General features: G+C 59.1%; 17 protein-coding genes. 2 read left to right on the top strand and 15 right to left on the bottom strand.

Annotated features, from left to right (window positions below; all coding sequences use genetic code 11):
* Positions 1–269 precede the first annotated feature (269 nt).
* Together exbB and exbD are read left to right on the top strand one after the other, a co-directional pair.
* On the top strand, positions 270–1250 hold the full coding sequence (gene exbB, locus J0X03_RS03050; protein ID WP_072270933.1) for a tol-pal system-associated acyl-CoA thioesterase: 981 nt from the start codon (positions 270–272) through the stop codon (positions 1248–1250).
* Between the two features lie 3 nt (positions 1251–1253).
* Positions 1254–1676: a TonB system transport protein ExbD gene (gene exbD / locus J0X03_RS03055; RefSeq protein ID WP_004937307.1), complete on the top strand. Its 423-nt coding sequence runs from the start codon at positions 1254–1256 to the stop codon at positions 1674–1676.
* Positions 1677–1731: 55 nt separating this feature from the next.
* Here exbD and J0X03_RS03060 read toward each other — a convergent pair whose 3' ends face one another.
* From J0X03_RS03060 to J0X03_RS03130, 15 genes are all read right to left on the bottom strand, one after another.
* Positions 1732–2775, bottom strand: a complete 1044-nt coding sequence (locus J0X03_RS03060; RefSeq protein ID WP_079451638.1) for a LacI family DNA-binding transcriptional regulator — start codon at positions 2773–2775, stop codon at positions 1732–1734.
* Between the two features lie 21 nt (positions 2776–2796).
* Complete coding sequence (locus J0X03_RS03065; protein ID WP_160204745.1) at positions 2797–4206, bottom strand: sucrose-6-phosphate hydrolase; 1410 nt, start codon at positions 4204–4206, stop codon at positions 2797–2799.
* Positions 4206–5576 carry a sucrose-specific PTS transporter subunit IIBC gene (locus J0X03_RS03070; RefSeq protein WP_033639379.1) on the bottom strand — a complete coding sequence of 457 codons (1371 nt, stop codon included), beginning with the start codon at positions 5574–5576 and terminating at the stop codon, positions 4206–4208. The genes J0X03_RS03065 and J0X03_RS03070 overlap by 1 nt, the downstream gene beginning before the upstream one ends.
* Before the next feature lie 63 nt (positions 5577–5639).
* Positions 5640–7052: a carbohydrate porin gene (locus tag J0X03_RS03075; protein WP_160204634.1), complete on the bottom strand. Its 1413-nt coding sequence runs from the start codon at positions 7050–7052 to the stop codon at positions 5640–5642.
* A 192-nt stretch (positions 7053–7244) separates the two neighbouring features.
* The gene (locus J0X03_RS03080; protein WP_047573657.1) at positions 7245–8171 is read right to left on the bottom strand and encodes an aminoimidazole riboside kinase; all 927 of its coding nucleotides are present in this window, start codon (positions 8169–8171) and stop codon (positions 7245–7247) included.
* A gap of 197 nt (positions 8172–8368) precedes the next feature.
* Positions 8369–10492 (bottom strand): TonB-dependent receptor family protein, encoded by a 2124-nt coding sequence (locus J0X03_RS03085; protein ID WP_160204633.1) that lies wholly within the window; start codon positions 10490–10492, stop codon positions 8369–8371.
* 160 nt (positions 10493–10652) lie between these two features.
* Positions 10653–11789 (bottom strand): ABC transporter substrate-binding protein, encoded by a 1137-nt coding sequence (locus J0X03_RS03090; protein ID WP_033644639.1) that lies wholly within the window; start codon positions 11787–11789, stop codon positions 10653–10655.
* 86 nt (positions 11790–11875) lie between these two features.
* Positions 11876–14023 carry a phosphocholine-specific phospholipase C gene (locus J0X03_RS03095; RefSeq protein WP_160204632.1) on the bottom strand — a complete coding sequence of 716 codons (2148 nt, stop codon included), beginning with the start codon at positions 14021–14023 and terminating at the stop codon, positions 11876–11878.
* Positions 14024–14146: 123 nt separating this feature from the next.
* Entirely contained in the window at positions 14147–14986 is an 840-nt protein-coding gene (gene queF, locus J0X03_RS03100; protein WP_033644641.1) for an NADPH-dependent 7-cyano-7-deazaguanine reductase QueF, read from the bottom strand.
* Positions 14964–15860 carry a queuosine precursor transporter gene (locus J0X03_RS03105; protein WP_033644642.1) on the bottom strand — a complete coding sequence of 299 codons (897 nt, stop codon included), beginning with the start codon at positions 15858–15860 and terminating at the stop codon, positions 14964–14966. The genes queF and J0X03_RS03105 overlap by 23 nt, the downstream gene beginning before the upstream one ends.
* Complete coding sequence (locus J0X03_RS03110) at positions 15861–16475, bottom strand: helix-turn-helix domain-containing protein (protein ID WP_033644644.1); 615 nt, start codon at positions 16473–16475, stop codon at positions 15861–15863.
* 534 nt (positions 16476–17009) lie between these two features.
* The gene (locus J0X03_RS03115) at positions 17010–18311 is read right to left on the bottom strand and encodes a cytosine permease (protein WP_033644921.1); all 1302 of its coding nucleotides are present in this window, start codon (positions 18309–18311) and stop codon (positions 17010–17012) included.
* A gap of 20 nt (positions 18312–18331) precedes the next feature.
* Complete coding sequence (locus tag J0X03_RS03120) at positions 18332–19021, bottom strand: helix-turn-helix transcriptional regulator (protein WP_033644646.1); 690 nt, start codon at positions 19019–19021, stop codon at positions 18332–18334.
* Between the two features lie 27 nt (positions 19022–19048).
* Positions 19049–19459 (bottom strand): GNAT family N-acetyltransferase, encoded by a 411-nt coding sequence (locus J0X03_RS03125; RefSeq protein WP_019453029.1) that lies wholly within the window; start codon positions 19457–19459, stop codon positions 19049–19051.
* Between the two features lie 416 nt (positions 19460–19875).
* Complete coding sequence (locus J0X03_RS03130; protein ID WP_160204631.1) at positions 19876–20790, bottom strand: alpha/beta hydrolase; 915 nt, start codon at positions 20788–20790, stop codon at positions 19876–19878.
* Positions 20791–21191: the final 401 nt, after the last annotated feature.

Genomic DNA, 21191 nt, shown 5'->3' on the forward strand with positions numbered 1-21191 from the left:
GCGAGAGAGAAGCCCATTCATCGGTCAAGACGCCGTTCGGCAGCGCGGCGTTGTTGCGTCGTTGTGGGAGAAAAGTAACGAAATAACCCTATAAAAGGGGCAGTTGGCGGTGAACGGACGCAGATTGGCGCTTTATGCCGGGGCTGGCTAAAATTTTCTCGTTTATTTGGTAAATAATAATGAGAACTACTATCAATCCCCGGTTGGTTTGATATGATCGCACGCTGAATTATTCCTTAATTTTGATCGGTAATGGGTGGAGGCACAGCGTGAAAACGGCTGGCAAGAATTTAAATCAAGGATCGTTCGGCCAGGGCCGGGCGCAGTGGGGCAAGGCCTTCGGCCGCAGCCTGATGGCTTCTATGGTGCTGGTCGTGGGGCTGGCCGGCAGCGCGCAGGCCGCGCCGGCGAGCAATCCGGCCGTTGCCGAAAGCGTTGCGCCGACCACCGCGCCTGCACCTGCGGCAGCCGCCGCGCCGGAGAGCATCACGCCGGTGAATCCGGCGCCAACGATCCAGCCACCGGAAACCCGCGGCATGGACCTGTCCGTTTGGGGCATGTACCAGCACGCCGACGCGGTGGTGAAAGCGGTAATGATCGGCCTGGTGCTGGCCTCGATCGTGACCTGGACCATTCTGTTCTCCAAAGGCAGCGAACTGCTGCGCGCCAAGCGCCGTCTGCGCCGCGAGCAGTTGGCGCTGGCCGAAGCGCGCTCGCTGGATGAAGCCTCCGAGCTGGCGCAAAACTTCGCCCCGGAGAGCGTCAGCGCGGTATTGCTGAACGATGCGCAAAACGAGCTGGAGCTGTCTGCGGAATCCAACGACAACAATGGCATCAAAGAGCGCACCGGCTTCCGCCTCGAGCGCCGCGTGGCGGCCTACAGCCGCAACATGGGCCGCGGCAACGGCTTCCTCGCCACCATCGGCGCCATCTCGCCGTTCGTCGGCCTGTTCGGCACCGTGTGGGGCATCATGAACAGCTTCATCGGCATTGCCCATTCGCAGACCACCAACCTGGCGGTTGTGGCGCCGGGCATCGCGGAAGCGCTGCTGGCGACCGCGCTGGGCCTGGTGGCGGCGATCCCTGCCGTCGTTATCTACAACATCTTCGCCCGCGTCATCAGCGGCCATCGCGCCCAGGTGGGCGACGTGGCGGCGCAGGTCATGCTGCTGCAGGGCCGCGATCTGGATCTGGCCGCGACGGCGGAAGCCAAGCGCTCACAGCACGCGCACCAACTGCGGGCGGGGTGAGTTATGGCGATGCGCTTAAATGAAGATCTGGACGACAGCGGCGAACTGCATGAAATCAACGTGACGCCGTTTATCGACGTCATGTTGGTGCTGTTGATCATCTTTATGGTGGCCGCGCCGCTGGCAACGGTAGATATCCGCGTCGATCTGCCGGCTTCTTCCGCCAAGCCGCAGCCGCGGCCGGAAAAACCGGTGTTCCTGTCGGTGAAGGCCGACAAGCAGCTCTACGTCGGCGATCAGCCGGTGAATGCCGATCAGCTGACTTCGGTGCTGGATCAACGTACCCAGGCTAACAAAGAAACCACCATCTTCTTCCAGGCGGACAAGAGCGTGGACTATGAAACGCTGATGAGCGTGATGGACACCCTGCGTAAAGCCGGCTACCTGAAAGTGGGGCTGGTGGGCATGGAGGGCGCCGCCAAGTAGCGGCAGCAAAACGATAAAGGGCGCTCAGGCGCCCTTTTTTATTGATTCTGAGATATCACTCCCCGGCTAACAAAGCCCGGGAACCGGCATGACGCCAGTGGATACGGCCCGGCAGATAAAGCGCGCTCTGTTCCAGCGGCCGTTCGTCGATAAGCGAGGTGACTTGGTCGAAGCTATGTTGCGCCAGTGCCAGGCAGTCTTGCGCGACCGTGTCTATCTTCAGCGTCATGCAGTCGAACAGGTAGTGATCGTCGAAGCTGCACAGGTGAATATCGCTCTCCATCAGCTGATGCTGAGTCAGATAACGCAATACGCCTTCCAGCAGGCCGCAGGCGGCGGTAAACAGCGCTTTAGGCGGACGCCCCAGCTGTGCGCACAGCTGAGCAAACATCTCGTAACCTGAGCTGGGGTGATAGTTGCCGTTGATGATCCATTCCGGTTTGCATGTGATGCCGGCGCGCTCCAGGCCAAGCTGGAAGCCGGCGAGGCGATCGCGGGTCGGCGAAATGCGCGGTTGCCCGCCGAGAAAATAGATCTCATCCGGATGTTGGCGCGCGACCTTTTCCACCAGGTCGGCAGTCGAATTGACCGAATCGGTGATCACCAGCGGCAGTTCGGAGCCGGCGATCAGACGGTCCATCTGCACCACCGGCAGCCCGGCGTTGATCTTCTGGTATTCCGCGTCGTTCAACTGGCTGGAGGCGACGATCAAGCCATCCACCTGCCGCTGCACCAGACTGTTCACCGCCATCATCTCCTGCGCCGGGTTTTCATCGGTGCAGGCGATCAGCAGCTGCAGACCGGCTTCGCGGCACAGCGTTTCCAGCTCGCGCGAAATCACCGCAAAGCCGTAGTTGGTCATCTCCGGCACCACCAGCCCCAGCGTGTGGCTGCGGTTGGAGCGCAAAGAGCGGGCGTGGATGCTGGGCTGATAATGGTGTTCGTGCGCCAGCGCCAGAACGCGATCGCGGGTGTCGTCGGACACCCGATATTCCTTGCTGCGGCCGTTCAGCACCAGGCTGGCGGTCGATTTCGACACCCCGGCCAGCGTGGCGATGTCACTGATGGTAATGCGTTTATTTTTTTTCACTGACGCCATCTGAAGTCATCGGAGGATGCGTCATTCTAGCATGCATGGCGTCAGCGGCCAGTATTCCAACGCCAGCGGCGCGCTCCCGCACAGCCGCAGTTGCGGCTCACCAGCCGGGAAGTAGCGCGCGCTCATCACCGCCTCGCCGCGGTTGATGAAAATTTCCACGCTGGAACGATCGAACAGCAGTTGCAGATGCGTGACCGAGCCGCGCCAGTAACGGTGCTCCGGCCGGCCGTCGGTCAGGGAAGTGCGCGTCAGCTGCAGCCTTTCGCCGTCCCAGTTCAGCGTCATCGCGTCGCCAAAGGTTGCGCTGAACGCGCCCTGCGGCGTCATTTGCAACTCCGCGGCCCCCAGCGCATAGGCGGGGGCGTCATCGGCGCGGCCTTGCCAGCCTGCTCGCTCACCGCGCAGCTGTTGCAGCTCGCGCGCCGGGCGCTGGTGGAGGCGGCCATGCCGCAGCGACAGCTCGCGCGGGCAGGTCATGGTGTGGATCCAGCCGTAACGGCGCGTCGGATGGGCTTCTTCATCTTGATCGGGCACGCCCATCCAGCCGAACAGCAGGCGGCGGCCATCTTCCGCCAGCGTCGTCTGCGGCGCGTAGAACTCGAAGCCGGCGTCCAGCTCGCGGAATTCGCCGTGGCTGAAGGCCGCCTGCCGGTAATCCAGCTTGCCGAGCAGATAGCCGGCCTGATAACGGTTGAGATAGCGTTCCGGCTGCGGCGCCAGCCCCTGCGGGCAGCAGATCAACACATCGGCGCCGTCCAGCGTGAACAGATCCGGGCACTCCCACATGTAGCCGAATTCCTCTAAGCCGTTCAGACCGGAACCGGCGATCTCGCCCAGCGATTGCCAGTCACGCAGATTGCTGGAACGAAACAGCAGCACCTTACCGCGATCCTGCAAGTCACGCGCGCCGAGCACCATGTACCAGTCATTTTGATGACGCCACACTTTCGGATCGCGTACGTGACCGCTGTAGCCCTCCGGCAGCGGCAGCACCGGCCCGAGCTTGCGGTATTCGCCCCGTTCGCTTTCCTGAGCCAGGCATTGGTAAGCGGTGCGTGAGCCGTCTGGGAATTTCACGTTGCCGGTGTAGATCAGCGTGATTTTGTCTTCCGCCGCCACCGCCGAGCCGGAGTAACAGCCGTGGCTGTCGTAACAGGCGCTGGGCGCCAGGGCGATTGGCTGGTGCTCCCAACGCAGCAAATCGGCCGACTGCCAGTGTCCCCAGCATTTGTTGCGATGATCGCAACCCAGCGGATTCCACTGATAAAACAGATGATAAACGCCGTTGTGCTGGATAAAGCCGTTGGGATCGTTCAGCAGGCCAACGCTGGGCGCCAGATGCCAGGCCGGGCGGTGCGGATCGCGCAGCGCGAGCGGCTGGCCGTTCATGACCGCCCGCATTGCCTGTTTGATTAAGCTGAGTTCTTCCATCATTGCGCGTCCGTTTTGTATTTCAGCAGCAGAGAGAGGACAAAGGCGCTGCCAAACGCGATCGCCAGACCGATGATATAGCTGACCAGAGAACTGGCCTGCACGATCGCCATGCCGGGGATCGCCGTCAGCCCGACCGCGTTCATGCCGACATGGTTGGCCACCACCCAGGCCCCGCCGAGCGCGCCGCCCGCCAGCGCCGCCAGAAACGGTTTCACGAAGCGCAGATTGATGCCGAACAGCGCCGCCTCGGTGATGCCGAGCATGGCGGAAAAGGCCGAAGGCACCGCAATGGCTTTGATTTTGGCGTCGCGGGTTTTGAAATAGACCGCCAGGCAGGCGCCGCCCTGAGCGATGTTGGCCATCGACCAGATCGGCAGCAGGAAGTTGACGCCGATAGTGGGGTTGCCGAGCAGCCCGGCCTCTACCGCGTGGAAACTGTGGTGGATGCCGGTGATGACGATAGCGGAATAGAGGCCGCCGAACAGCAGCCCGGCGAACCACCCCGCATGAGCGATCAGCGTGCTGAGCACGAAGGAGATGCCGTCGCCCAGCGCACGGCCGGCGGGGCCGATAAACAGCAGGGCGACAAAGCCTGAGATCACCACCGTCAGGAACGGCGTCAGGATCAGATCGAGCGCGTTGGGGATCACCTTACGCAGACGTTTTTCCAACAGGCTCATGAACCACACCGTCAGCAGCACCGGAAATACCGTGCCCTGGTAGCCGATCATGGCGATGTCCAGACCGAAGAAATTCATGGTGTGGAACCCGCCGGCGACGCCCCAGGCATTGGTCAGCGCCGGATGCGTCAAAATGCCGCCGAGCGTGGCGCCCAGATAGGGATTGCCGCCGAATTCGCGTGCGGCGGTGAAACCGATCAGAATCGGCAGGATAATGAACGCCGCCGAGCTGAACATATCCAGCATGATGAACAGCGCGCTGTTGGCATCGGCCCAGCCGTAGGTTTTCACCATGCCGAGCAGCCCCATCAACAGGCCGGAAGCGACGATCGCCGGGATGATTGGCACGAAGATGTTCGACAGCAGGCGCGCGATGCGCTGCAGCGGGTTGAGCTTTTTCGCCGCGATATCGGCGGCTTCGGCCTTGCTGGATTCGCTGACGCCCGCCGCCTTGATGAATTCCGCATGCACCTTGTTGACCAGTCCGGTGCCGAAGATCACCTGGATCTGACCGGCGTTGCTGAAGCAGCCTTTAACGCCGTCCAGTTTGCCGATGGCCTCTTTGTCCACCTTGCTGTCGTCCACCAGCACCAGGCGCAGGCGCGTGGCGCAGTGGGCGGCGCTGGCGATGTTCTCTTTACCGCCGAGCAGCGGCAACAGCGCGTTGGCGGTTGCGGTAATGTCCATGTTGTCCCCTTGCTAAATAAAAATACCGCCGCGCAGTTTGCGGCGCAGCGCCGTGAATCGATGTCAGAAGAAATACTTGAATCTGGCGCGCATGCCGTAACGCTGGTCGTTGTCGCCGTTGGCGATCTTGTTGTCGGCGTTGGCTTCCAGCAGCGACACATAGGCGCCTAAATACAGGTTGAAATTCTTCATATTCATAATGTTAGGTATCTGATACGACGCGTGAACGGTGTGGATGTCGTAGTTGCCCGGTTCGCTGAGCGGGTTGTGGATATCGGCGGCGATCCCGGCGGTATTGAACTCTTTGATATTGTTATGGGCATAGATATAACCCAGTTCGAAGCGTCGCCACAGCACGTTGACGCCGGCGGTGAAGTCTTGCTCGCCTGAGGCATCCAGATAGGCGGTGCTCAGGTTGGCCACCACGCCGTTATCCGGGTTGGCGGCGCTGTTGTTCCAACTCATCGTCATGCCGTAGCCGTTGCGCTTGGATTGGTCGACGAAGCGGCCCTGGCTGTCCTGATAGCCGTAAGCGTTATTCACCACGTTGCTTTCCATCGCCGCCGCGATGCTGAGGGCGTCTTTCTTCCAGGCGATCACCGGGCGCAAATAGGCGACGTTTTTCTTATTTTCCAGCGCATTGCCGTGGTAGCTGTTGTCCTGGAACAGCGAGGTGCCGTCTTCCACCAGCGTGTTCAGTTCGAAATAGACATCCCCGGCGTATTTGCTCAGCATCAGGTTGCCGCCGCTGCTGCTGCGACCGCGGCCTTCTTTCATCATGTAGATATAGCCGAAGCCGTCGGCGTACAGGTCGTTGGCGGTATTGCCGGAGTATTGAATGAAGGTGTCCTGATTCAGCGGGAACATGTCGTAGGCTTCGAAGCGGCCGATTTTGGTTTGCCAGTTCTTTTCATTGCCGAAGAAGAAAGCGGCGTCGTCCAGGTTCATTTTGCCGCTCATGTCCGCCAGCGGCTGGACGCTGAAGCCGGAGAAGTTGCCGTCCGGATTGCGGCGGTAGCCGTCCAGCCCGACCAGAATGCGGCCATTGATGTCCCAGCGCTCTTTGTTGCCGGGTTTCCAGTCCTTGTGGTCGCTGCCTTTCAGCGACGTCAGCTGGCCGCTGCGGCTGGCGCCGTCCAGATTGAACTCCACGTCGCCGTACAGTTTCAGATCGTTGAAACCGTTCAGTTTCAGCGCGCTGGTCGGAGAGGATTGCGTTTCAAGCGCGGCGGCGCGCTGCACGACCTGCGCGGTTTGCCTTTCGGTGCTGGCGGTGCGCTGTTCCAGCTGTTGCGCCCGGCGTTCCGCCGCCGTGGCGCGGGTTTCAGCCTGAGCGGCGCGCTGTTCCGCCTGCGCCAGACGTTGTTCCAGCGCGTTAAGACGCGCCTCGATACTGCCGTCGCCGGAGGCTGCAGCGGCAGAAGTGGAGAGGAAAAGCCCTGTTGTTATCGCCAAATAGCTGAGTTTTTTCGTCATCGTCTATCATCCGGGAAGGGTTGTTATTATTTTTTGCTAAATTGCTAAACCGGTTTTTCATGGCGAAAGATAACGATCGAGAAGCGGACTGGCAATCAAGTTTGCTAACCCGATTCAGCTATTGTGATCGAGTGCGCAAATCGTGGGGTTAAAAGACCACGGCGCCCAGGGGATCGCCGTGGATGCAGGGGATCAGCGCAGAAAAGCGGCGAGCTCTTCGGCGCGCGGCAGGGCGGTCATGGCGCCTTTGGCGGTGGTGGCCAGCGCGCCGCAGGCCTGAGCCTGAGCGATAATCGCCGGCCATTGCGCTTCTTGCGGCAAAGCGTGAAGGCGCGCCAGGGCCGCTAACAGCCCGGCGACAAACGCGTCGCCGGCGCCGGTGGTATCGACCGGCACGACAGGCGCCGCGCGGAAATGACGCAGCCGTTGGCCGTCATGCACGTAGACGCCGTCGCCGCCCAGCGTGACCAGCAACAGGCGCAACGGGTAGGTTTGCATCATCCAGCGGATGCCGTTCTCCACATCGTCAAGATGGCTGATGAAAACCAGCTCTTCGCGCGACAGTTTCACCACGTCCGCCAGCAGCAACGCCTTTTGCAGGCAGGGGCGCAGCGCTTCCGGTTGGCGCCAGATCTCTTCGCGGATATTGGGATCGAAACTGACCCGCCCGCCGGCCGCCCGAATGTTTTCCATTGCCGTAAAGGCCGCGCTGCGGCTGGGCTCCTGCGACAGCGCGATGGAGCAGAGATGCAGCCACTCGCCGCGTTGGAAGGCCGGCAGATCGTCAGGCTGTAAAAACAGATCGGCACTGGGCTGTACCATGAACGTGAATGAGCGTTCACCGTGCTGATCGAGATCCACCACTACCGTGGAGGTGTGGTGTTCGGGATCCGAAAGCATATGGTCAATATCCACCCCTTCTTCGCTCAGCACCTGCTGCAGAAAGGCGCCGAAGCTGTCTTGCCCCACTCGGCCGATAAAGGCGCTGTCGCCGCCCAAGCGGGCGACGCCCACCGCCACGTTAGCCGGCGCGCCGCCGGGGCATTTAAGATAACTGTTTGAATTTTCTGGCACCAAATCGACCACTGCGTCGCCCAGCACCCATACGCGATTCGCCATGCTTAATCCCTGTTTCTACCGATGTCTGATGGGTTGCTAAAATAGAAGAACCGGTTTAGCAAAGCAATGAAATAATGCGTCAGGCGTTTGGGGAGTGAGGAAGATCAAAAAATAGGGCGGGTCAGGCGCAGGAAATACCGCCCGCGATGCGAGCGGGCGGTATGGATGAGCGAAGCGCCTGTAGTGGGCGCTGGGGGTCAGAATGCGACGGAACCCTGCACGAAGAAGGTGCGCGGTTCACCGACGTACTTGCCGAAGTTATTGTCGTTGGAGCGGGTAAAGTAGCGCTGATCGAACAGGTTTTTCACTCCGGCCCCCAGCGTCAGGTTCGATAGCTGCGGCCCGAAATTATATTCCCCGCGCATGTTCCACACCATGTAACCGGCGATATTGCCGAACTGACCATCGGCGCTTTCCTGCGTGACGTACTCCGGCCCGGTGCCCGGCGAATGCTGTTTGGACTGCGCGTAACCGTCCAGATTCCATACCCAGCTGCCGGTGGCGTAACGCGTACCGACGGTATAGACCTGGCGCGAGTAGAACGGCAGATCTTTACCGGCGAAGTCGCCCTTGTCGGTGCTGGCCTTGGTGTAGGTATAGCTGGTGTAGACGCTGGCGCCGTCGAGCGCGCGGTTCAGCTCGCTGAGATCGTAGCTGAGCGCCAACTCGATGCCTTTGTGCTTGGTGGCGCCCATGTTGGTCCAGCCCACATCGTTGCTGATGTATTGCAGCTGATTATCGAAGTCGATATAGAACAGCGTGGCTTCGGCCTTGACCACGGTGTCGTCGTAGCGGGTGCCGAACTCATAGGTATGCGCTTTTTCCGCCGTCAGCCCCGGCGCCGGCTGGTTGCCGTTGCCGCCTTTGGTCAGTTGGAAATACTGCATGCTGCCGAACGAGGTGTTGGCGTTGGCGAACAGTTTCCAGGCGTCAGACAGGTGGTACATCACGTTCAATGACGGCAGCGGCTCGCTGTAGCTTTTCTCGCGGCTGATGTTGTTGAACGAATCGTCCACGTGGGTGCGAATGCTTTCATAACGCAGGCCCGGCGTGACCGTCCAGTTGCCGACGTTAATGGTGTCGTCGATATAGAACGCGTTGGCTGCGGTGCCGCCAGAGGTGTGCTGGTAATAGTCCGGGGTCTCCGGCGTCGAGCCGATATTCGCCGGGTTATACCAGGCCGAACGCGACGCCTTTTCATCCATGGTTTCATTCAGGTAGCGGTAACCGAGGGTGATCTCGTGCGCCATATCCCAGAAACGGAAGACCTGCGAGTAACTTGGTTCGATCGCCCAGGTTGAATAGTGGCGCGGATAGGAGACCATGCGCCGCTGGCCCGCGTTTTTGCCGGTGCCTTCCGATTCGATGTTGCTGCCGCGGTAGCTGTCGGTGAAGTAGGTCAACACTTCGAACTGTTTGTCGTCTTCCTGATGTTTGTACTTGAACGACATATCCTTGCGGCGGCCTTCGAACTGGTCCCACGGCCGCGTGGACTGGAACGGGTTCTGCGCGTATTGCGCGCTGCTCAGCCCGCCCGGCATGCCGGCTTTGGCGTCGTAGTAGTGGAAATTGGCCAACAGTTCGTCGCGATCGGTAAACGCATAACGCGTTTTCAGCATGAAATCGTCGATGTCGGTGTTGTCGTTGTTGTCGCGGTAGCCCTGGCCGTGCAGGCCGGAATAGAGCAGTTCGGCGCCGAGACCGTTGTCTGCGGTGCCGCCCACGGAGGCGCTGGTCAGGGTCTTCAGGCCGCCGTGGCTGGCGCCCTGGGTTTGTACGCTGGCGGTGCCGCCAAACGTTTTGGGAATGTCTCGGGTAACGAAGTTGATCACGCCGCCGACGTTCTGCGGCCCGTAGCGCACCGCGCCGCCGCCGCGCACCACGTCAACCGATTGCAGGTTGCCGATCGACAGCGGCGCCATCGACAGCTGTGGCTGGCCGTAAGGCGCGACGGCCAACGGAACGCCGTCCATCAGAATGGTGGATCGCGGAGAAAGGCGTGAGGTCAGGCCGCGCACGCCGACGTTGAGCGAAATGTCGCTGCCGCCGGTGCCGTTGCTGTCGCGCACCTGCACGCCGGGCACACCGCGCAGGCTGTCGGCGATGGTTTGGTCGCCTTGCTCATGCATCTGCTGCTGAGTGACGATGGATCGCGCGCCCGGATGGTTGAGCAGCACCGAACTGGTATCAGGGTTGTCCAGCCAGTTGCCGACGACGGTTACCGTATCGGCATCGTTTTGAGATGAGTTATCAGCAGCAAGGATGGGGAAAGCAACGGCGATAGAGGTCGCCAGCAGGGAGAGGCGAAAAAGAATTGACATAATAATGCCTTAGAAGTTTCAGACCCGGATGTGTTTTTTTAGAAACGACAATCTTAATGATAATTATTGGCAAGTAAATAGAATTGTTATGGAATAGTTAAGCGGGTAACTACATGAAGGATGCCGGTAGCAGGGCCCGGTTGGCGGGCCCTGGCGGGGATTATTGCGGCGTAAGCCAGAAGACCCCGCTGTAATCCAGCGCGGTGAATTTCTGGTGCACGCTTTCGATATCCGCTTGCGGATCAATATCTTTAAACAGCGCCGGGTGCAGGAATTTGGCGATCGCCTCGACCGCGATAAAGTTGAGCGGCGTGTCGTAAAATTGATGATAAATCGCCATCACGCGTTTTTCTTTCACCGCTTTCAACACGTTAATGCCGGTGCGATCCAGCAGATGCGCCAGTTTCTTTTGGCTGGTGGCCATATCGGTGGTGTAGCCCAGCGGCACGGCCAGCGTACCGCGATGGCCACGGCTCCAGTCGGCGCCGGTCAGCAGATAGAAATCCGGATTGCTGGCGATCACCTGTTCGACGTTCACTTCACCGCCCATGTCTGAAAACAGTTTGCTGCCGATATTGTCGCCGCCGGCGGTATCGATAAACTGCCCGAAGCTGCCTTTGCCGAAGGTATTGCAGCACTGCTCGCCTTTGATGCCGGCGCTGCGTTCGATGAAGACGCTGGGGCGCTGCTCCGGTTTCAGCGTGGCGACGCGCTGGCGCACCAGCTCGAGGCGTTGCTGATAGAAACGGATAAAGGCGTCGGCGTTGGGCTGCTCGTCAAACACTTTGCCCAACAGCGCCATGCTGGCGACGGTGTTGGTCAGCGGCTGCTGGCGGAAATCGATGATCAGCACCGGGATGCCGACTTTTTCCAGCTGGGTCAGTACGCCGCTGTCCTTCAATTTGCTCAGCAGACCGATGTCGAAAATGATCAGGTCCGGTTGGCGCACCACCGCGCTCTCCACGCTGAAGTCACTGGTGTAGGGGTTGTCGAAGGTGGGGATTTGCATGACCTGCGGGAATTTTTTCGCATAGGCCTCAACCAGATCCGGCGCTTTGACCTTCAGCGAGTTGTCCCAGGCGATGATGTTTTTCAGCGGCTCCTGCGGATGCAGAATATTCAGCGCCAACAGCGCGCGGGCGTCGGCCAGGATAACGCGCTTGGCCGGTTGCGGCAGCGTAACCTGACGGCCGGCGACATCGGTAACGACGATCGGCGCGGCTTGAGCGGCGCCGGCCAACAGCAAAACGCAGGCGGCCAGCCAGCGGCCGGCTTTGGCGATAAGAACAGCGGACATGGAGATCCTTGAGTAATCGGCTAGGAACGAGAACGCAATGATAAGCGATATCCTTTCGCTTTTTGAACCTCTTCGCTGTCGATAGGCTACTCCTGGCCCATCAGCGGGTCGCTGACGCTGTGTTCGCCATCCTCCAGTCGGCCCGCCAGGCGGCGCCGCCAGCCTCCGGCGCTGTGCAGCGCAAGATCATACCAACCGCCGCTAGCGCGGGCGTCAAACGTTTGGCGGTGGCTGCCGCCCGCAGGCAGCGTGATGGGCCACGGGCCTTGTTGCGAGTAAGGGCAGCGGTCGAGAGTGACCGTCACCGTTTCGGCACCTGGGTTATCCAACTGCAGCAGCAGGCTGCGGCCCGTCGGGCGCAAACGCACTTCCGGCTGCGGCCGGCTCAGCGCGCCGCGCATTTCACGATGAAAACCGTTGGGGCCGAGCAGCCACAGATGGTACTCGTCCTCCGTCTGCCAGTCGTCGCTGACCGCCTTGCCGGCCTCGACGGTATAGCGGCGCGGGATATGCGTCAGATCTCGCCGGTCGTAGACGTGAAACACCGCTCCCTGCTCGCCGGTGTTGAACAGGTTCAGCGTCACGCGGCGCTGCTCGGTCGCGACGCTGGCCTCGACGTGCAGCTGGTAGGGCAGAGCGCGGGAAGGGCGCGCCAGGCGGCGTTGGTGGGGTAAACGCTGGTGGGCGGGCGGCGGCAGCGGCACCTGCGGCAGCTGTTCCTGACGCTGGCGCAGGCCGTCGGCGGCGTGGCGGCTGGTGGCGGGCAGGCTCGGCAATGCTTCGCCGTTAGGATCGACAAAGTTGAACGCCGAAGTGAGATCGCCGCACACCGCGCGGCGCCAGGCGCTGATGTTGGGTTCATGCACCTGAAAGCGCTTTTCCAAAAATTGCAGCACCGAGGTGTGATCGAAAATCTGTGAATTGACCCAGCCGCCGCGGCTCCAGGGCGACAGCACCAGCATCGGGACCCGCGGGCCGGGGCCGTAGATGCGGCCGTCCGGCGGCGGTTGATCCTGCGAGCCGGGCGGCGCCACGTGCTGGAAGATCTCGGTGTCGAACGGTACGGTCGATTTACCGGCGAAGCTGCCGTCTTCGCGCAGCGACGGCGCGGAAGGCGAAGGCATATGGTCAAAAAAGCCGTCGTTTTCGTCGTAGTTGACCAGCAGGACGGTTTTACTCCACACCTCCGGGTTGTCGGTCAGCGCGTTGAGGATCTCTTGGGTGAACCAGCCGCCCTGCACCGGGCTGGAGGGATCGGGATGTTCCGAATAGGCCGCCGGCGCGATGATCCAACTGACCTGCGGCAGTTTGCCCTGCTGCACGTCGGCGCGGAATCCGGCCAGCATGGCGTCCAGGTCGTTGCCGTCGGCGGCCGGCAGGGTGTTGCCGTTGCCTTTGTAGAGCGGTGCGGCCTCGTTGAGCGCATCGCTATAAGGCACGAAAGCGTTGAAGTCTTTCGACGGCCGCGCCGGGTTGCCCACTTGAATGCTGGCGGCGCGGTATTGGCGAAAACCCGCCAGCGGGTTGTCGGTAAAGTTGTCCGGCAGGAATTGGTACACCTTCCAACTGACGCCGCTCGCCTCCAGCCGTTCCGGATAGGTGGTCCACCGGTAGCCGATCTCTGCCGGGCCGGGGCTGTCCCATTCGTTGACCACTACCGCCACGTCGGCGGCGGACGGGCCGTTGGTGCCGGTCCAGTGGAACAGCCGATTGGTGTTGGTGCCGGCGTGGATGGAGCAGTGATAGGCATCGCACAGGGTGAAGGCGTTGGCCAGCGCGAACTGGAACGGCAGCTCCTGCTGGCGGTAGTAGCCCATCGAGGCCGGCGTTTTGTAGGTGGGCCAGGCGCTCATACGGCCGTGATCCCAGGCGGCTTGCTCATCCACCCACGAGTGCGGCGTGCCGGTGACGCGCTGGGCGTTGCCGCGTTTGCTGTCCAGATGGTAGGGCAGCACCAGCCGTTCGGCGCCTTGTTGCTGCCAGACCAGGCGATCGCCGGGCAGTGGAATGGTAAATCGATCGCTGAAGCCGCGCACGCCCGGCAAGGTGCCGAAGTAGTGATCGAAAGAGCGGTTCTCCTGCATCAGGATCACCACGTGTTCGACGTCGCGCAGGGTGCCGGTGCGGTTATTGGCGGGAATGGCCAGCGCTTTGCGAATCGAGGCGGGCAACAGCGAGAACGCCGATCCGATGGCGGCAGCCCGCAGGATGTCTCTGCGAGAAAGGTCAGGCATGCGTCGTTAATCTCCGTCAGTGTGCTTTGAAGATAGCCGCTGACGACGATAATGGCGAAAAATAACAGGGAGATGAAAGCGAGAGAAACAATGCTCCCTGGCGGGAGCATTGGGGGATGAGGCTTACTGTCTGATCAGGCGGCCGAGCGTCGGCGCCGTTTCGAAATCGCTGCGGAAGGGGTTGATGTCCAGGCCGCCGCGGCGGGTGTAACGCGCGAACACGCTGAGTTTTTCCGGGCGGCAGCTCTGCTTGATGTCGTTGAAAATGCGCTCGACGCACTGCTCGTGGAATTCGTTGTGCTGGCGGAAGGAGATCAGGTAGCGCAGCAGGCTTTCGCGATCGATTTTGCGGCCTTCATAGTGGATCACCACGCTGCCCCAGTCCGGCTGGTTGGTGACCAGGCAGTTGGATTTCAGCAGATTGGAAGACAGCGTCTCCGCTACGTGCTCCCCTTGATCGGCCGCGCCGCTCAGGTATTCCGGTTTGAAGGCGAAGTCGTCGACCGCGATATCCAGATCGTCGATGTTGATGCCCGGCAGACGATCGATCTGCGCCGGATAACCTTCCAGACCCGGATAGAGCTTGACGGTGACCTGGCCATTGGCCGCCTGCGACAGATCCTTCTGCATGGCGGCGCTCACCTGTTCCACGCTGTCGAAGCGCGTTTGGTTGAAGCTGTTGAGATACAGCTTGAACGATTTGGATTCGATCAGGTTGGAAGAGGAGTGCGGGAAGGTAAATTCGCCGATGCCCACCACCGGTTTGCCCTTGCCGTTGAGCCACGACAACTCGAAGGCGGTCCACAGATCAAAGCCGCTGAACGGCAGCTGCCGTTCGTCCACGCCGATCAGATCGCGGCCGCGTGCGCGCGGCAAGGCTTCGAGCAATGCGGGAGCATATTGGTCCGGATAATCGGAGTTCGCGCCAAGATGGGTGATCTTATCTTGCTTTTGGATATGCATATTCATTGCCCTTTGCTTGTTCGGTATTGATGTAGCGGTTAAACAGACTGCGGGTGGCGTAAATCGGCCCGACGCCCAGCAGGGCGTAAACCACCTTGATCAGGAACTGAGACAGGATCATGGTTTTGATGATGTCCCAGCTCAGCACGTTGTAGAACGCCAGCGTACAGAACACCACGCTGTCGATGGCCGATGCGATTACGGTGCTGGTGATCACGCGCACGAACAGGTAGCGGGAGTTGGTCAACTCTTTGATCTTGCAAAGCAGATAGGAGTTGACGTTCTCGGAGATCAGATAGGCCGCCGAAGAGGCCACCAGCACCGCCATGATGCTGTGCACGATGCCGTTGTAGGTCTCGCTGTACTCCCACTGTGGAATGCTCGGCACCAGCGTCGTCACCCAGACGCCGAGAACGAAGGTCAGGTTGGCGATGAACGAGATGATGATGGTGCGTCTGGCCAGCCGCAACCCATAGAACTCGTTGAGAATGTCCACCAGAATGAACGTGAGCGGATAGATGAAGATCGCCGGCGGCGTGATGAGATTCAGCACCGGAATTTGGATCGGCTTGACGCCGCACAGCGTCGAGAAGATATAAATCACGCTGAGCGCCACGGTAATAATCAGGTAGGCGTACCAGGAACGTTCATGGCGATCGCTGAGCTCATAGGCGGTTTTTTGTTGATTGTCGCCGTAGAGTTTACGGTACAGCGCCTGCAGCTCGTGCCGGCTCAGATCTTCCGATATTTCGCTGTCGGCCAGCTCATTGAGCCCCATGGTAATGGTTTTGCCGGTGGCCAATACCATGACATTGGCCGCGATGGTGCCATGTCGGGTGAAGCCCAACAGCTTGAACTTCTGATTCGGTTCCATTTATAACCTTTCTCCAACGATATAACCCAGGAATTGCACCGTCTCCTGAAGGCGTTTGTCCATGCTTTCGCTGTCTTTGTCGTCAACCACAAAGAAGCCGCTTTTTCCCGAGTGATACAGCAAAGGTGAATCGCAAATCAGTACCGGCGGACGTTTGATGATAATGACTTCGCCCGGAATGAATGACCCTTTAATTTCGGTCTCTATTTTCATTGCCAACATGTTCGACTCATCGCCGAAGAAATAAGTCAAAGGAAACTCGGTGACCAGCTGCCCGATCTTGCGCTGCGAGACGGCCAGATAGCGCGACTGCGGGATCACCGGAATGGCGGAAGGGTTCTTGTTGCCTTCGGTGGACAACGTTTCGTTGAGCAGCTCCAGTTTTTCCAGATCGTAGTCTTCGATCTCTTCACAGGAGACACCGAAAAAATCTGAAATCCGATTAACGGTGGATTGCTGAACGTTGTTCACTCTTCCATCAAGAATTTTGTATAGGGTAGTGCGCGTCAGGCCGCTGCGGTTGGAAAAGGAAGCCTTGGTTTCACCGCGGGTACGCATTAGATATTCAATATTTTTAATGATGTTGATTTTGCGCTGTGCGTTGGGGGTTTTCATAGGCTGTCCTTACAAACATTACGCTGGCTTCACTATATCTTACGCGTTGGCGTTGTCCAGATAAAAAGGCGCAGGGAATAGGATAACAGACTGATTATTTTCGTTAATTATTGCTTTCTGTCAGCGGCTTGGCGAGGGGTGGGCGACGTGGATGCGGAAGGCGGGTTGGGGAAATGATAAAGCTGTGCAAATCAATTGATTAGCTTTTGCTTATGGAAAAGTGAACACAAAAGCCAATTTTATGTTCACTTTTATGTTGACCAAAGGCGATTTCATGGGCTACTGTTCATGCAAGCTGAAGTTTTTCTTTACGATCAAAACACTGAAGCTAACGACTTTTATAATAAAAAGCTCAGAGGGGGATGTTCCCGCACTCTGAGCATAATGGATAGCTTGCTACCGACACCAGGGACCCTCATCACCACGGCCGTTTGTCTGCGCGATCGGCCTATTCCTTTGCGCTGAACTCCGCACTTTGCGAGCAATAAAACACTCCCCCGTCATCGGAGGAGTGCGTTAACGCCTGTGCGAAAATCAGAGCGACTTCTGCGAGGCCAGGGGTTTTTGCGCCCGACTGAAGGCCAGCTTGAGCACCCAATACAGCAGGCTGGCGGCCACCAGTGAGTTGATGGTCGGTACGCCCCATTCGGTCGCCAGGCCAACGGCGCCGCCGGCGATGCTGGCGACGATCGCCGCCCAGCCGATGGTTGGGGTTTCGTTCGGCAACTGGCCCGTACGGCGGCTCTCGTCCAGGATTTTGCGGTGGCTGCGCAGCAGGTAATAGTCCACCAGCATGATGCCGATAATGGGCGGGAAGACCACGCCAAGCACCGTCAGGAAGTCGACGAAGCGGTCGAGAATACCCAGCACCGACAGCGTGGTGCCCAGAATACCGATCGCCAACGTGGTGTAGGTGTACTTCAGCTTTTTGCCGGTGATGCCTTCCACCGCGTTGACGATGCCCAGCGAAGAGGAGTACAGGTTGAGATCGTTGACGCGCAGGGTGGAAAACACCACCACCAGCAAACCGGCGCCGCCGGCCGCTTGCGACATGATGGTGACCACATCCGCGGTGCCCAGGGTTTTGGCGATCAGGATAGCCAGGCCATTAACCACGAACTCGCCGGCGACGATGGTGAAGATCGTAACGCCGAGCACGTGTTTGCCGTTTTTGGAGTAACGGGTCAGATCGGGCGTCATCAGGCTGGCCACGATGGCGCCGCCGACGACGATGGTGATGCCGGCGCTGATGGTCAATGGTTCACCCGGCGGCGCCAGCTGGATGATCTCCTGCAGGTTATGGCCGGAAAGCGCGGTCACTGAAATATAGGCCACCAGCATAATGAACATCGGCACCGCGATACGGGCGGCGATGCGCAACGCCTTGAAGCCGAATGCCACCAGGATGGTCAACAGCGTGCCCGAGAGCCCGGCGGCCAGGCCAAAGCCCAGCTTATTGCCGAGCGCGAAATCGAGCGACTTGGCGAAAATGGCGTTTTGAATGCCGAACCAACCCAGCAGGCTGACGGCCACGACCACGCCGATCAGCACCGAGCCCAGGCGGCCAAAGCCGCACCAGCGCGCCAGCAGGCTGCCGGAAATCCCTTCGCGCATGCCCGCCATCCCAAGCCCATAGGTCACCACGCCGAAGATCAGGCTGCCGACGAAAATGGCGGTGAAGGCGTCAATCAGCGTCATGGAGTTGCCGAGCACGGCGCCGAGCATGAACTGGTCCAACGCGGTCAGCATGCCCATATGCACGATGGCCACGCTTAAAAACGAGACTCTTTTATCCTGCGGCACCCGGGTGAGCGGATAATCTTCGATCTTTATCACGGTGAGATCTTCCTTGCGGTTCAAATAAACTGAATGCCCTTGGTTATCAGGCGATCGGGAATGTAGTTATCCAGGTTGGCGTATTTGCAATACTCCTCAAACTGTTGCTGAGTATGCACGTTGGCCTTCTGGTAAATATTATAAATGCGGTTTTCGATGGTCTTATTGCTGACGTTATAGATTTTGGCGATCTCTTTCACCGTAAATCGCTGCAGCATAAGGAAAATGACATCGAGCTCGGCGCGGGTGAACAGCTCGTTGTTAACTTCGGTGGTCAAGATGCTGGGTTTTTGCTGATTGATGTATTTCAGCGGCGACAGGCTGTTCATCGGCTTGGCGTTCCAGATCACGCCGATCACCTGTTTGTCATCGTTGTAGACCGGCAGCTTTTCGCTGATAAACGGCGTCAGGCTGTCTTTGCCATACCAGTAGTGCGTCTCGATGACCGTGACCCGATCGCGCGCCGCTTCGGTCATCTTGTCATGCTCGATAAAGTCGGCGGCGGAATCGGCCCAGTCGGCGGGGAATTCGTGGTCATATTTTCCCGCGACGTCGAAATTCAGCGGCGTATTGGTATAGAGATAAGCGGCGCGGTTCATATAGAGGTGGCGGGACAGCTGGTCTTTGATGCCCCAGGGCTCGCTCAGGTGCTCCATCATGGTAATGAGGCCCTTGAAATAAGATTCATTATTTTTATGCGATGAACCCATACCCACCTCTGCGCCGCTCAGGCCGCGTTACAGGCTTTTAGCCAGGTAATGGCGGGTATGGCGATGCGCATAGTCACCCAGCTCGCCATAGACTCGGTAGCCCAGTTTTTCGTAGAAGCCTCTGGCCTGGAAATCGAAGGTATCGACGTAGGCCATATGGCAACCGCGCTTGCGGGCTTCTTCTTCGGCTAGCTGCATCAGTTGGCGACCGTAACCGCTTTTGCGGCATTGATCGCCGACCCAAAGATACTGTACTTCCAGGCCGCCCCACCAGGTACGTGCGACCAGACCGCCGACGATCTGCTGGTTGTCGTCGGTGACGGTCAGGAACAGCGGGTGAATGTCTACGGGCTGGGTTTTATGGTTGTGCGCCCAGAGGCTGTCGATAACGAACTCTTCATCCTGCGGGTTGGGTTTGTCGGTGATATTAATATTCATTTTTAATATAATTCCCTGATTTAATTATTCAAATCTGAACTAGACGCTTTCGCCCCAACCGCTTCTATTATCACTTTTATTAATGTATTTCAAGGGTGGTTTTCACCCTTTTCCGCCGTGCAGGCGGGCGCTTATAGTAAGCATCACAGGGTGAAGAAAATAGCGAAACAGGCAGTATTAAAACGCTGAAATGCCCTGCCAACACCATCTTTTCCTACTTGCGCCTCACCAGGGCCCCACCGGGAAAACTGCAGTACTGTACGGCTCCACCGGATAGAGCAAGCTAACTTGCCGACGGGGGAGCCACTTTGTTTTTGCGCATCCGTTCCGCGATGACTGCGCGCTGTCTCAGATATTAAACGCTCTTCTTATCAGAAGATATGAGCCGCCGATGAAAATGCGGTCGATACCCTCCTTTAGTCTTCATATGCCACGCTGCTCAGTGCCGGCTCGATGGCGGCACCCAGCATGGCGCCGTGTCCCAAGCCGGGCCACTCCCGATAGCCGACGGTAAGACCGTCGAGCTTTGCCAGGCGTTCCGCCAGCATTTGCGCCGCGTTCGCCGGCAGTGCAGGGCTCTTCACGCCGGGCGGGGCCGCGCGCTCGCGCTCCGCCAGACCCACCCACAACTGCAGCCTTGCCGCCGGCGTCGGATGCCGTTCTGCCCACTGCTGCGCCTCTTGCAGGATCATGCCGTTGCCCCACCACAGCGAGGGTTCCACGGCGATATAATGCTGGAAGGCGGCGGGATGGGCGAATAACGTATGCAGAACGAAGAGCCCGCCGTAGGAATGGCCCCATAGCGTTTGCCGCTGCTGATCGACCGCCAGTTTGGCGGCGATCGCCGGTTTGATCCGCGTTTCAATCAATTGCAGGAAGGCCTCCGCGCCCCCGCCCGCCTGCGGCGGTTTCTTCATGCCCGTCGGCAGAGGCAGCGTATAGTCGTAGGCGCGGCCGGCGGCATCGATGCGCAGATCGTTGTCATAGCCGATCATCACCAGCACCGGTGGCCGCTTCGCCGTCGCCAATCTGGCCAGTAAGCTGGCGTTCAGCTCCATCAGCACCGCATTGCCGTCGAGGAAATAAATCGTCGGATAGCCGTCAGGCGCAGGCGCCCGACGCGGCTGGGCGATACGGACGCGGTAACGCCGTTGACCATCGGCGGAGGTGAAGCGCAGATCGCTGAAGCGGTAATCCGCAGAGTCGCTATCGGCGACGGTCACGCCGATCCTGCGTTCCAGATCGGGCCTGGCCTGCACGGCCCCCGGCAACCAAAAGCCGATGGCGAGCGCCAGAAGCGTGCAGATAAAATGCCGGTGAGACAATAACATGCGGGTCAGCGTCCTCGAAAAAAGCCGATATTAGCATCGGTACGCGCCCAGTAAAAACCTCTCCTTCGGGCGGGTATTTCAGTGGCGAAGTGCGGCCGGGGTCAGGCGGTGGCTGCCTGATGCTTCGCAGGGTTAATAGCAACTCATTGTTATTATTGGCAAGTCAGGAATAAGAAGGGTTACGATTAATTAGAAATGATTATGTTTTTTTGAGGGGGTAATCTGCTGATGGGTGCAAGAACACTCAATCATCAATGGGTGTTAGCGAAAAAAAAGCCCTATAAAATAGGGCAAAGACACACAACAACACCAGGGAAACTTTCCGGTATCTTATATTATAGCTTCCTATACATATAGAACATTTTATTATAAATATGTAAACGATTCTTATTAATGTTCTA

It is taken from the genome of Serratia ureilytica (genome assembly GCF_017309605.1).
Lineage (GTDB): Bacteria > Pseudomonadota > Gammaproteobacteria > Enterobacterales > Enterobacteriaceae > Serratia > Serratia ureilytica.